The 12891-nt window shown below is 68.6% G+C and carries 10 protein-coding genes; 5 read left to right on the forward strand and 5 right to left on the reverse strand.

Translation table 11 applies throughout. The features are described from left to right. The first annotated feature begins 33 nt into the window (after window positions 1–33). The 5 genes from eccCa to ACFYNP_RS25750 all read left to right on the forward strand — a co-directional run bounded on the left by eccCa (window position 34) and on the right by ACFYNP_RS25750 (window position 8331). Window positions 34–4008 (forward strand): type VII secretion protein EccCa, encoded by a 3975-nt coding sequence (gene eccCa, locus ACFYNP_RS25730; RefSeq protein ID WP_388788594.1) that lies wholly within the window; start codon window positions 34–36, stop codon window positions 4006–4008. A gap of 302 nt (window positions 4009–4310) precedes the next feature. Next, window positions 4311–4760 (forward strand): hypothetical protein, encoded by a 450-nt coding sequence (locus tag ACFYNP_RS25735; RefSeq protein ID WP_388412353.1) that lies wholly within the window; start codon window positions 4311–4313, stop codon window positions 4758–4760. Further along, the gene (locus ACFYNP_RS25740; RefSeq protein WP_388788597.1) at window positions 4760–7060 is read left to right on the forward strand and encodes a hypothetical protein; all 2301 of its coding nucleotides are present in this window, start codon (window positions 4760–4762) and stop codon (window positions 7058–7060) included. The genes ACFYNP_RS25735 and ACFYNP_RS25740 overlap by 1 nt, the downstream gene beginning before the upstream one ends. 5 nt (window positions 7061–7065) lie before the next feature. Continuing rightward, window positions 7066–7737: a hypothetical protein gene (locus ACFYNP_RS25745; RefSeq protein WP_388788600.1), complete on the forward strand. Its 672-nt coding sequence runs from the start codon at window positions 7066–7068 to the stop codon at window positions 7735–7737. A 291-nt stretch (window positions 7738–8028) separates the two neighbouring features. Beyond that, entirely contained in the window at window positions 8029–8331 is a 303-nt protein-coding gene (locus ACFYNP_RS25750; RefSeq protein ID WP_388412347.1) for a DUF397 domain-containing protein, read from the forward strand. Between the two features lie 108 nt (window positions 8332–8439). Here ACFYNP_RS25750 and ACFYNP_RS25755 read toward each other — a convergent pair whose 3' ends face one another. From ACFYNP_RS25755 to ACFYNP_RS25775, 5 genes are all read right to left on the reverse strand, one after another. Then, complete coding sequence (locus tag ACFYNP_RS25755) at window positions 8440–8745, reverse strand: WXG100 family type VII secretion target (protein WP_388412345.1); 306 nt, start codon at window positions 8743–8745, stop codon at window positions 8440–8442. Window positions 8746–8827: 82 nt separating this feature from the next. Further along, entirely contained in the window at window positions 8828–9193 is a 366-nt protein-coding gene (locus tag ACFYNP_RS25760; protein WP_388412343.1) for a WXG100 family type VII secretion target, read from the reverse strand. Between the two features lie 69 nt (window positions 9194–9262). Further along, window positions 9263–10483, reverse strand: coding sequence for a S8 family serine peptidase (locus tag ACFYNP_RS25765; protein WP_388788603.1), 1221 nt, complete (start codon window positions 10481–10483; stop codon window positions 9263–9265). Window positions 10484–10546: 63 nt separating this feature from the next. Beyond that, window positions 10547–12256: a hypothetical protein gene (locus tag ACFYNP_RS25770; protein WP_388788606.1), complete on the reverse strand. Its 1710-nt coding sequence runs from the start codon at window positions 12254–12256 to the stop codon at window positions 10547–10549. A 2-nt stretch (window positions 12257–12258) separates the two neighbouring features. Continuing rightward, complete coding sequence (locus tag ACFYNP_RS25775; protein ID WP_388412338.1) at window positions 12259–12687, reverse strand: hypothetical protein; 429 nt, start codon at window positions 12685–12687, stop codon at window positions 12259–12261. Between the last annotated feature and the right edge of the window lie 204 nt (window positions 12688–12891).

Below are 12891 nucleotides of genomic sequence, written 5' to 3' on the forward strand. Positions count from 1 at the left end.
AACTTCTGCGACTGCCAGGGGAATTGGTGCGTTGTGAGTCACATCATCGTCAAGCGCCCGCCACGAGCGCTGCCCTCCGAGGTGCCGACGGAGGAGGTCGTTCTCCAGCCTCCGCCGGAGCTGCCCCGCGGACAGCAGGAGGGTGCGCTGATGCAACTCCTGCCCATGCTGGGCATGGGCGGCTCCGTGGTGTTCTTCTTCATGCCCAACAGCCAGCCGTTCATGAAGATCATGGGCATGGTGATGGTCGCTTCGACGGTGGCCATGTCGGTGGCGATGATCATCCGCTACCGCAAGGGTTCGCAGGGGCAGTTGGCGGACCTGCGCCGCGACTACCTGCGCTATCTCGGCCAGACGCGGCGCGCGGCGGCGCAGGCCGCGCACCAGCAGCGGGACGCGCAGTACTACCTGCACCCCTCTCCGGAGCAGTTGTGGGCGCTGGTCGCCGAGGGCAGCCGGGTGTGGGAGCGGCGTGCGGGCGACGAGGACTTCGGGCAGGTCCGTGTCGGGCTCGGGCCGCAGACCCTCGCGACCGCGCTCGTACCGCCGCAGACCGCGCCGGTCGACCAGCTGGAGCCGCTGACGGCGGGCGCCATGCAGCGGTTTTTGGCCACCCATCAGACGGTGGAGGACCTGCCGATGGCGGTGTCGCTCCGCGCCTTCTACCACCTGACGGTCAGTGGGGAGGCGGGGACGGTACGCGCCTCGGCCCGCGCCCTGACCGCGTCGCTCGCCGCGCTGCACTCCCCCGAGGACCTGGTGATCGCGGTCGCCGCGTCCGCGTCCGCGACGGCGCACTGGGAGTGGACGAAGTGGCTTCCGCACACGCAGGCGCCCGGTCTCGTCGACGGAGCGGGCAGTCGGCGTCTGATCAGCCGGAGCGCGGCCGAACTCGAAGAGCTGCTCGCCCCCCGCCTCACCGGCCGCCCCCGCTTCCACCCGGAGGGCGCGCCGCTGCCGGAGGAGCCGCACATCGTCATCGTCCTCGACGGGGTGTCTCCGCCCCCGATGTCGGTGCTCGCCTCGGCCGAGGGTCTTCAGGGTGTCACCGTCGTCGAGGTCGTCCCGGGTGAGCTGACCGGCGCCCGCGGTGATCTGGCGATCGTGGTGCAGCCCCGCACGCTGCGCCTGGAGTCGGGCCACGGCCTCGTGTACGAGGGCACGCCCGACCTCCTCTCCTACGAGTCCGCCGACGCGCTGGCCCGTCAGCTCGCCCCGCTGCGCATGGCCTCGGGTGGCGACGACGACGAACCGCTCCTCGCCAACCTGGAGTTCACCGATCTGCTGGGCCTGGGTGACGCGGCGTCGGTGGACACCGCCCGCACCTGGCGGCCGCGCTCGGCGTCCGAGCGGCTGCGGGTGCCCATCGGTGTGGGTGAGGACGGGCGGCCCGTCATGCTCGACCTGAAGGAGGCCGCGCAGGACGGCATGGGCCCGCACGGTCTGTGTGTCGGCGCGACCGGTTCCGGCAAGTCGGAGCTGCTGCGCACCCTGGTGCTGGGTCTGGCGGTGACGCATTCCTCGGAGACCCTGAACTTCGTCCTCGCCGACTTCAAGGGCGGCGCGACCTTCGCCGGCATGGCGCAGATGCCGCACGTCGCGGCCGTCATCACCAACCTCGCCGACGATCTGACCCTCGTCGACCGCATGGGCGACTCGATCCGCGGCGAGCTCAACCGGCGCCAGGAGATGCTGCGCGACGCCGGCAACTACGCCAACATCCACGACTACGAGCGGGCCCGGATCGCCGGCGCCCCGCTCCAGCCCGTGCCCTCGCTGGTCCTGGTCATCGACGAGTTCAGCGAACTGCTCACCGCCAAGCCCGACTTCATCGAGATGTTCGTGCAGATCGGCCGCATCGGCCGCTCGCTCGGCGTGCATCTGCTGCTCGCCTCGCAGCGCCTGGAGGAGGGCAGGCTGCGCGGCCTGGAGACGTATCTCTCCTACCGGATCGGTCTGCGGACCTTCTCCGCCGCCGAGTCGCGCGCCGCGCTCGGTGTCCCCGACGCCTACCACCTGCCGAGCATCCCGGGCTCGGGTTACCTCAAGTTCGGCACCGACGAGATGACCCGCTTCAAGGCGGCGTACGTCTCCGGTGTGTACCGCACGGGCGCCGACCGCTCCGCCGCGCTCGGCGGCCCGGTGCCGGTGGACCGGCGGCCCGTGCTGTTCACCGCCGCCGAAGTGCCGGTGACGTACGCCCCGCCGGCCGTGCCGGGGCCGCGCGGCGAGAGCGAGCCGCGCACCGACGACGCGCTCGCCGACACCGTGCTCGACGTGATCGTGCGCCGTCTCGAAGCGCGCGGCCCGGCCGCCCACCAGGTGTGGCTGCCGCCGCTGGACAGCCCGCCCGCGCTCGATTCGCTGCTGCCGGGCCTCACCCCGGTGCCGGGCCGCGGCCTGACCCAGCCCGGCTACGAGGGCGCCGGGCGTCTGGTGGTGCCGATCGGCCTGGTCGACAAGCCGTACGAGCAGCGCCGCGACCCGCTGTGGTGCGACTTCTCGGGCGCCGCCGGTCATCTGCAGATCCTGGGCGGACCGCAGTCGGGCAAGTCGACGCTGGTGCGGACCCTGCTCGCGTCGTTCGCGCTCACCCACACCCCGCAGGAAGTGCAGTTCTACGGGCTCGACTTCGGCGGTGGCGGCATGACCGCCATCGCGGGTCTCCCGCACGTCGGCGGCGTCGCCTCCCGGCTGGACCCCGAGCGGGTGCGGCGTACGGTGGCCGAGGTGTACGGCGTGCTGACCCGCCGCGAGGAGTACTTCCGGTCGGCCGGCATCGCCTCGATCGCCGACTTCCGGTCCCGCCGGGCCCGCGGCGCCATCTCGCTCACGGACCAGCCGTGGGGCGATGTGTTCCTGGTCATCGACGGCTGGGGCACCTTCCGTGCCGACTACGAGGGCCTTGAGCAGGTCATCCTGGACATCGCGGCCCGCGGGCTCGGCTACGGCGTCCACCTGGTGGTGACGGCGTCGCGGTCCATGGAGGTGAGGGCCAACCTCAAGGACCACCTGATGAACCGCCTCGAACTGCGTCTCGGCGACACGATGGACTCCGAGTTCGACCGCAAGGTCGCGGCCAACGTCCCCGTGGGCGTGCCCGGCCGTGGCCAGTCCCCGCAGAAGACGCACTTCATGGCGGCCGTGCCGCGCATCGACGGCCTCCAGTCCGACACCGACATCGCCGAGGCGACGCGCGCCCTGGCCACCGAGGTCACCCGGCACTGGACCGCCCCGGGCGCGCCCGCGGTCCGGCTCCTTCCGCGTGAACTCCCGGCGGCGCAGCTGCCGCCCGGTTACGCCTTCCCGGAGCGCGGTGTCGCGTTCGCGCTCGACGAGAACAATCTGGAGCCGGTCTTCGTCGACTTCGAACAGGACCCGTTCTTCCTGGTCTTCGGCGAGGGCGAGTCCGGCAAGTCGAACCTGCTGCGCCTGCTGATCACGCAGCTCACCCAGCGGTACGAGGGTGATGTGTGCAAGCTGTTCGTGGTGGACAACCGGCGTGCCCTGCTCGATGCGACCCCGCCGTCGCATCTGGCGGAGTACATCCCCATGTCGAACGCCATGGCCCACCACGTGGACGCGCTCGCCGACCTGATGCAGCGCCGGGCCCCCAGCGCCGACGTGACCGCGCAGCAGCTGCGCGACCGCAGTTGGTGGCGGGGGCCCACGGTGTACGTGGTGGTGGACGACTACGACCTGGTGTCGACGTCCAGCGGCAACCCGCTGGGCAAGCTCACCGAGCTGCTGCCGTTCGCCCGTGATGTGGGCGTCCGCTTCATCATCGCCCGCTCCACGGCGGGGGCGGGGCGAGCCGCGTACGAGCCGTTCATCCAGCGCATGAAGGAACTGGGCGCCCAGGGTGTCGTCCTGGCGGGCGATCCCGGCGAGGGCGACATCCTCGCGGGCGTCCGCCCCCGTCCCATGCCGACCGGCCGCGGCACGTTCGTCTCACGCAAGCGGGGCAAGCCGCTGGTGCAGACGGGGCTGGTGGAAGGGGAGAGCTGACGGACCGCGTCAACGGGCGCCGCCGAGCCCATCGTGCGGGGGAATCGGCGGCCCCGCCCCTGCCCGGCCGCGCGGCGCCCACCAGGCCCGTCCCCCTCTCCGCGATCTCCGTCGGTCCGCACCCTCCGTCGGTCCACTCGTCTCACCCACCGAGAAGTCCGCCCCCGAAGCGGTCGATCTTGGCCGAACACCCGCCATGGGCCCCAACTCCCCCGATATAAAGGCACCTTGGTCAAGCAGAGGTCATGGCCTCCCCAAGAAACCACCTTCGGGAGTGCGCGGGCCACGGGGAGACGGTGTGCATGTCCTGGGACGAGTGGGAGCGGCTCAAGAAGGAGGCGGCAGGCCGCGGGTCGACGGCGATGCGGCTCAACCAGCTGCCGGCGGATCCGACCGAGCCCTCGGGCGGGCAGGGCGATCTGCGGGTGGACCAGAAGGATCTGGCGGCCGTCGGCGACTCGGCGTTCCGCCTCCGCCAGGATCTGGACCGGATCGGTGACCACGCCCGCGCCGCGTCCATGACCGCAGCCGGCGGCCTCACCACCCAGGGTTTCGCGCTCGGCAAGGCCCTCGACCACGTCGCGGGACACTGGGCGGACCAGGTCAAGAGCCTGCTGGACGCCTGCGCCCACATCTCCAACCACCTCGACTACACCAAGGGCGCCCACGCGGGCGACGAGTTCCACATCTACGGAACCGTCAGCAGCATCGCCGACCTCGACCAGGGCTTCGACGAGAGGACCGGACGCTGATGCACCTCGACACGCTGCGCTTCGCGAACTTCGCCCAGCTCGATGCGGCCATCACCGACTGGGAACAGATGGCCGGGCAGCTCGCGCGCTTGCACGACACCGCCCATCAGGACCTCAAGGCCAAGGCGGACAGGGCGAACTGGGCCGGGGCCAACGCCACGGTGAGCCGCGAATTCATCGACAAGACCGCCGGGGAGTTCGACGACGCCCACACCGAGGCCAAAACGATCTCCCGGATCCTGAGCGATACCCGCGGCGAACTCAAGGAATACCAGCACCAGTTGCTGGAGGCCATCGAGCGCGGCCTGAAGAGCAACCTGACCGTGATGGACCTCGGCGACGGTTCGTTCACCGTCACCATGAACATCCACCCCGACCGTACGGGCCGGGGAACCACCGTCCCCGAGCACAGCCAGCACGATGTCGACGCCCTGCGCGACGAGGTGCAGCGCATCCTCGGCAAGGCCGCGGAGAGCGACACCACGGCCGCCGAAACCCTGCGACTCATCGTCGACCAGGCCAAGTACGGCTTCTCCGGGGCCGATTACGCCGACCGGGACTCGGCGGCCAAGGCGGTCAAGGCCGCGAAGGGCGCGGCGGCCCTGATGAAGAAGGACCCCCACAAGCTCACGACGACCGAACTCAACGAGCTCAATGCCACATTGGGCCAATTCCGCCAGGATCCGCTCTTCGCCGAGGAACTGGCGACGTCCGTCGGCCCGAAGGGCGCGCTCACCTTCTACGCCGGGATCGCCGACCCGTACCTGGCGCACTACGACCCCAAGCGCGCCGAGGCGGCCAAGCAGTTCCAGAAGAACCTCGGCATCACGCTGGGAACGGCCACGCTGTCCGACAGCACGAGGATGGACGCGTGGGAGGACGCGATGGTGAAGCTCGGCACACAGCCCCTTGGCATCGACGACGCCTCCAACCCCCGTGGTTTCGCCGTGATGAGCAACCTCATGCGGTTCGGCGACTACGACGACCAGTTCCTCAACGCGTACGGCGACGGGCTCCTGGCCTTCGACAAGGAGAACAACGTCAAGGGCCGGAGCCCGTGGATCAACAACTGGAACCAGGCGGACCTCAATTTCTGGGGCGAGGAGGACCGCGGCCGCGACCCGATGACGGGCTTCCTTGAGGCCCTCGGCCACAACCCCGACGCCTCGACCCAGTTCTTCGCCCAGCCCGAGGACTCGGGCGACACGGTGAACAAGGACTCGGAGGTCAACGAGCACCTGCAATACCTGACGAAGGACCGCATCTGGCTCCCGGACGGCCCCGCGATGGGCGACGCCCCCCAGGAGATCGCGGGCCGCGACTCCCTGGGCCACGCGCTGGAGGCGGCGACGACGGGGTACGCGTACGACGCGACGGCCGCGCCCGGCGACCACACCACCGCGCCTCCCGGCAGCCTGGACCGCCGAACGGCGGCGACAGCGGGCGTCATGGAGCAGATCGCCTACCTCTACGGCGGCGAAGACGGCCACCAGATGCTCCACGACCAGCCCGAACTGGCCGACAGCCTGGGCAAGATGGGCTCCGCGTACATCGACGACCTCGACTACGCGGTGTCGGGCATCGGTGACCACGCGAAGGACGCGACCACCTTCCCGGCCCGCTACGCCGGTCGCGCGGAGTTCGGGAATCAGGGGGCGATCCATTTCCTGAGCGTGCTGGGGCAGAACGAGACGTCGCACGGGTTGGTGACGGCGGGGCAGCACTTGTACACCATCAGCCACCTTGAGGCCCACCAGACCACCAGCGAGGCCAACTACCACCAGGGGCGGCAGGCCATGTACATGGAGGCCGAGGTCCGGGGAATCCTGGACCACTCACATGTGCAGCAGGCTGCGAGCGACTACAAGGACGACACCGAGCAAATCAACAAGTCCAATGGCAGGGTGGCGGAGTGGGGCAAGTTCGCCATCGGGGCGGCGGTCGGCGGAGGCGTCGCCATGATCCCCCTGCCCGGCACGACGGTCGCAGGCATCGCCGTGGCCCCGGTCGTCTCCGACCTGGCCGGCGAGGCGATCAACACGTACATCGGCCAGGAGACGGACAAGGCGATGGACAAGGATGAAGCGGATCCGACGGAGAAGTCGCAGCTGACGAGCGACGATTTCTACACCAAGGGCGTCGGCGACCTGGGCGCCACTTACGATCACTACTTGGACCGTCACCCTGAATACAGGGCGCGAGCGGCGGCGGATGATGTACCGGGCGAATTGAAAACCAGGTACATGGATACCGGGTCGAGTGAAGACGACTATCGCGGCCGCGCACCCCACAAGGACTGATCGCCGTGAGCGGAATCCGGATACGATGGGTGGCACTCGCCGCGGCATTCGCCATTGCGACGGGCGGTTGCTCAGGCAGCAACGAACCCGAGCCGCAAGGCATCGAGGCAACGGAGCTATGCGCCGGCACCTTGGACGCGGCAGCCGCAGATGCCCTGGGACGCCTCGCCGACACAGACAGATTCACTGAAGAAAGCGGAAACGTCTACACCAATCAGCCGAAGCAATTCTCACTGAGATGGGCGGCGGCACACCTCCACGACCACAAAGTGCGACTGGGCCTGTGCGGAATCCGCAAGGCCAAGCCTAGTCAGACTTATTGGGCGATCGATCTGGATTTCAACGCGGCACCCATAGTTCCAACCCGCGAGGTATTGGCATCCCGATATCCAGTCGCCAAATTCGGGCAGCAGACCTTCTTCCCTTTGGGAGTGACTGCATATACCCAAGGCCACGGCTTTGCCACCCTCTACTTCAAGTGCGGGACGCGGGGGAACGACGAAGCAACCCAGTACGTGAAAGCGGACTCGATCACCCAGGGCCACCTCGGGAGCGACTCGACAGCCAAGGACCGGATGACGATCGTCAACTCCGTCGCCCGCCACCTTGCTGAAGAACTCGGCTGTGCGAGCGAAGCTAACCTCCCTGGGGTCACACCCGACCCCGAAACCACATGACACGAGCCACATCCAGAAACCCGTTCTCGGTCTCCTGCCGCCTGGCGCGAAGCTCGGCTGCGACAAGGAAGAGCCGGCCTCTCGGCCATGGTCCCGGCTCCCGAAGCGACGTGAGAGCCCCGCGCATGAACACGAACCACAGCCCACCTGTCGGCGGCAAGTCCATTGCCCGGTTCCCTTGATTCTCCCCAGCTCTCCGCCCCTGACCCTACGTGCCAAGTAGGCTGATCAGAGGGCCGGTTGGCAGGCGGCCGTCGCACCGTCGCTACGTCTGGAAGGAATCGCTCCGTCATGGCTGAGGAACAGGACACGGAACTGCGGGAGCGCAAGGAGCGCGAGAAGAACGAGCTGTACGCCCTCGACATCTCCGGGGTCGAATGGCACAGCGCTCCCGGGACGTCTCAGGACGAGGAGCGGGTCGAGATCGCCTATCTGCCGGCCGGGGCCGTGGCGATGCGGTCCTCCGTGGATCCGGACACGGTGCTGCGGTACACCGAGGCGGAGTGGCAGGCGTTCGTACTGGGCGCGCGGGACGGGGAGTTCGACCTGGAGCCGTCCGTGCGCAATGGGGGGCTGGAAGCGCCGGCGGAGTAGCGGGGCGAAGGAGCGGCGGCCGGATGCCGGCGCGCGCACGGACGCCGAACGGGTTGGGCGCCTCCCGCGTGCGCCCACCCCGTTACGGTCTGGCTGTCCCGCTCGCCCTTATTGGTGGAAGTAGCCGGCCGCCTTGCGGTCACCGGCCCGGTAGGTCGGGCCAGCCTCGGCGACGGCGTCGCCGATCTGCTTCAGCGACTGCTGGACCACCTTGGCGTCCTTGTCCCAGCCCTGCTGTTCCGTCGCGAAGGCGGTCTGGGCCTCGCCGTGCCAGTTCGCAGCGGCCCTCTTGACCAGCTGGTTGATTTCGTCAAGGTCCTGTTCGAGCTTGGCGGCCTGGGCCCTGATGGCGATAACCGCTTCGTCGAGACTCCCGTACGTGACTCCGAGGACATCTTCGCTGTAGTTGGGCATGGGCTTCCCCTGTCTTCCTGATGAGTGCACTCGTGGAGGGCTGTGCTGCCTCTCGGGCCCGCTGCGGGGCCCGTTCGACCTGCTAGTACGTGCTGAGGTTGGAGGTCATCGCGGCGGTGGCTCCCGCGTCGCCGCTGTATCCCTCCACGACGTCGACGCCCATGAGCGCCTGGTGGACCTCGTGATCGATGTCGCCCTTGCCGGTGCGCGTCGCCTTCATCGCCTCCAGGTACCGCAGCAGCCGGTTGCCGATGCGGACCATGCTGTGGTTGATATCCGTCTGCTTCTTGTTGAAGGCCCCGGCACCGATGCCTTCCCAAGCGCCTTCCAGCTGGTCGATCACGCCCTGCAGGGTTTTGAGCTGGCCCTTCACCGACTCGAATTTGTGGAGGATCTGGGTTTCGAGATGCTTCATCTCGCTGTCTGTTACCAGCTGGTCCTTCGACATGTGCGGCTTCCCTTCGGGTGGTTGAGTGGTGCTGAGGCGAATGGCTGTGGCTGGTCGGTGGTGGTGCGGTTATGCGCCGCGCCGCCGACTCCTGATCGCGGCGAAGACGCCGCCCCCGATCGCGATGAGCCCGGCGACGACGCCGCCGATGACCCAGGGGGTGTTGTCGCCCCCACCGGCACACGCTTCCTTGCCCGTGGCGACGGGGCCGCTCTTCGGGGGTGCCGGCGAACTGGGCGCGGCGGGGGTGGCCGGGGCGGCGCTGCTTCCCCCCTGATCCTGCGAGACGGGGTCGACGTCGGCGGGGCCGGGGTCGATGTCCGGCTTCTCCAGCACCAGGCGGGGCCGGATGAGACCGTAGCCGAGGTATTTGCTGGGCGTGTTCCTGTCCCAGGACCGGCCGGCGGTGTCGATCATCGTCCGGAGCACCTGGTCGGCGGTCCAGGAGGGGTGGGCGGACCAGATGAGGGCGGCGGAGGCGGAGGCGATGGCTGTACCCGCACTGGTACCGCCCGAGTTGCAGTACTGCTGAAAGGTGGCATCGCACCAGCCAGGGACGTCCAGGCCTGGGGATGCCAGGTCGACGAACCCGCCCGATTGCGAATACTTCGCCACCGTGCCGCTCTTGTCTGCCGCCGCTACACCTACGACTCCGCGAAGGGCAGCCGGAAAAGTGACCATGGCGTCATGCTTCTCCTCGTCGTTACCGGCACCCGCGATCAGCAACTTGCCCTTGGAAACGGCATATTCGACGGCATCCTGCGTTGCCTGGTCCTTCACCTCCGAAGCGAAGGACATGTTGATGATCTTGGCGTTCGAATCGGCGGCGGCTCGGATGGCCGCAGCAGGCTGCTGGGTCCGCTCTCGCTCGGCAGGATCCTTCAGCGTGGAGAGGACGACCCGGAGCGGGATGATCTTCGCTCCCGGTGCCAGTCCCTTGATACCACCGCCTTGTCCGGTGCCTGCGATCAGTTCAGCCATGGTCGTGCCATGTCCGTCGTAGTCCTTGGTCGCTCCGTACCGTGCCGCAGCCGGGACACCTTGATCAAGCACCTGGCCCTTGAGGGAGGAGGTCTCGGCGTTGACTCCACTATCCACAACGGCAACCACGACACCGCTGCCGGTACTCGTCTTCCACATCTCCGACGCCTGCATGGAATCGAGGTACCACTGCTTCGGGGCGACGGCATCAGCAAAGGCATGCGGCGCCAGGCCTGCGGACGCAACTGACAAGAAGCCCAGGGCTACGCAGGCTGAGGCCGCCCGTCGACGTGCCGGTGTCCCGGTCACGGAGATGAGCCTGCCCCCTGGACTGATTCGTGCCTTCATGTGTGCTTTGTTCCTCGCCTGCGCCTAATTGATGACTGGTGGAACGTTCTCCGGGCGGCTGGGCAACGGTGACTCTTCATCCTCAACCAAGTAGTCAGGACGCTGTGCACCGCCCTGCTCCTGTTCCTCCGTGGCCTCATTGCCGGACCTCCGCACGAGACCGGCACCGCCAGTGGTGAAGCCCTTGCGAGCGGTCTGGGCCCTCGACACCCTGTCCTGCGGCGTGCCCACGACTCCGTCAGCACCCCCCGCCACGATTCGGTTCTTCGGCGCCTTGCTCGGTGCGGTCCGGTCCTGGGCTACGACAGCTCCACGCTGACCGGGACGTGCCGCCGGCTGTGCTGAAGAAGCGGGCTGCGCGCCACCGACAACGGAGGATCTCGGCGCGCGTGCCCCTGTCGAGCCACTGGTCATGCCGCTCGGGCGCCCACCGGAGATGCCTTGTCCCCGTGCCGGAGTCGAGGCGGCGCGGCCTGAACCCGCAGCAATCGGCCTAGAGGTCCCACCCGTTACCCCCCGGCCCACCGGCGCCTGCCCTGGAGTGGTGGCTCCCCTGGCTGCGACCTGCCCTGGACTGCCGGAACGCCCCGCCGCACTCGTGACGCCTCGTTCCGCGCTGCTGGCTGAACCGGCCGTCGCTCGTGTTGCGCCAGGGGATTCGCTCACCTTGCCAAGTGCCCTGCCGCCACCGCTCGCGGCGGGCGTCCATACGCTAGCGAGAGGTGGAAGCATGGGGCTTCTACTGGGGCCGGTGACACTGGTGGTCGCAGGCGGAAGAGCCACGGTGGGGCCGTTGGGCGCCGACGGCGGCGCCGCACTGTTCAGGTCGATATTCACGCCCATATCGGGTGACACCTCATGCGGTGGCGTCAGAACGCTCGCGTGGTGACCAGGCTCAGTCAATGCTCCCGACTGGGAGAAGGCCGAGGGGGTGGCCTTCTCAGAATGCCGGCTCGGGGATGTCGACTCGACCGAGTAGTGGTGGGTTCCTGTCTCACCCGAACCCCCGCTACCGGGGCTGATTTTGCCGAAGCCCGGCTCCGGCTGCGGCACCCCCACCGCCGGCATCGGCTGAAAGACAGGCGGCTGCTGTGCGGCCAGGGTCTGTTCTGAGACGGTGTAGAAGGATGACAGGCGGTTCATCTGGTTGATCGCCTCCTGGCGATCCCTCTCCACCCGCACCGCCGCCTCGTACTCCGCGTTCCCCGCGACCCTCTTCGCCGCCGGAAGGTCCGTCGCCTTGACCGGCTCGGCGCGGTGGTCGCGGGGTGGCATCGCCTGGCGGACGGACGCGAGGCCTGTGCCGGCCGCGCTGATCTGGACGCCGGCCGTACTGGCTAAGTCACCCAGGTTCCTGGCGTGGTTGGCGAGGTTCTTGCCCCAGTCGCGGAAGGCGTCGCCCGCCTGGCCTTCCCAGGCGACGCGGGCGATGTCCTTGTCCAGGGCACCGGCCGCCTCTTTGATCGCTTCGTGGGCGGCGAAGAGCGCGTCCCCCGCACTGGTGAGGTGTTCCGGGTTGGCGTGCTCCACCAGATCGATCATTTCGTTGAGCTGGTGGCCCTCGAAATCGGTGGTGCCGAAGAAGCGCGGTGACCCGCCGAAGGACAACATGCCGGACAGCGCCTGCGACGCCTCCGTGGTCATGTCGGTGACGCTCACCTGCTGGCTGACGCGCTGCTTTTCCGTGAGCGGTGGTGCCTGCGGCGCGGAGGCCTGCGGCTTCCCGTCGGTCATCGCTACCACCCCGTCCGGGCGGTCTTGTCGTCGGTGCGCTCGGTGTCCGGGTGCCCGGCCTTCACGCGCTTCGCCGCATCCGCGTCGTAGTCGATCTTGGACTGGATCGCCCAGAACCGCTGCCGCGTCTCCTCGTCCAGGTTGCCGAACCCGACATCCGCCCCGTGCACGGCGATCCCCATCGCCTCGATCTGGAGGCCGAGCGACTTCGACAGCGAGGTCAGGTGTTCGTGGACGCGGTGGTACTGGGCGTAGAGGCCGTCCGCCTCGGGGAACGCCGTGCCTGCGGCGCTGAAGGACGCGCGGGGGATCTGGTGGGACGCGAGCCTCGTGGGGCTGCCGTGCGAGTCCTCGAAGGTGGCGAGCACCGTGTCCACGCGGCCCTTGAAGGTCTTCAGTGCCTCCAGGCCGTGGCTGAGGTCAGCCGTCATCGCGGTCGCCTTCGTCCGTGCCGGCAGGACGCCGCCCCATGACACCCCTCCCCGTCACGCAATTCCCGTTCGTTCTCGTGCGATCCGGCCGCGCCGGAAGGTGATCGTCACTCATCAGCGGCACCGGTTAACACACCGCAATCACTCTAACCAACACCCGCCCCTCGCCCAACAGGGAATCAACGGCCCCGAGTTGACGGTGAA

It is taken from the genome of Streptomyces sp. NPDC006691 (genome assembly GCF_042869955.1).
GTDB lineage: Bacteria > Actinomycetota > Actinomycetes > Streptomycetales > Streptomycetaceae > Streptomyces.

Excerpts from the sequence above, each read along its gene's own strand:
- ACFYNP_RS25735 (WP_388412353.1), top strand. The coding sequence starts at position 4,311 with ATGTCCTGGGACGAGTGGGAGCGGCTCAAGAAGGAGGCGGCAGGCCGC.
- ACFYNP_RS25740 (WP_388788597.1), top strand. The coding sequence starts at position 4,760 with ATGCACCTCGACACGCTGCGCTTCGCGAACTTCGCCCAGCTCGATGCG.
- ACFYNP_RS25750 (WP_388412347.1), top strand. The coding sequence starts at position 8,029 with ATGGCTGAGGAACAGGACACGGAACTGCGGGAGCGCAAGGAGCGCGAG.
- ACFYNP_RS25755 (WP_388412345.1), bottom strand. The coding sequence starts at position 8,745 with ATGCCCAACTACAGCGAAGATGTCCTCGGAGTCACGTACGGGAGTCTC.
- ACFYNP_RS25760 (WP_388412343.1), bottom strand. The coding sequence starts at position 9,193 with ATGTCGAAGGACCAGCTGGTAACAGACAGCGAGATGAAGCATCTCGAA.
- ACFYNP_RS25770 (WP_388788606.1), bottom strand. The coding sequence starts at position 12,256 with ATGACCGACGGGAAGCCGCAGGCCTCCGCGCCGCAGGCACCACCGCTC.
- ACFYNP_RS25775 (WP_388412338.1), bottom strand. The coding sequence starts at position 12,687 with ATGACGGCTGACCTCAGCCACGGCCTGGAGGCACTGAAGACCTTCAAG.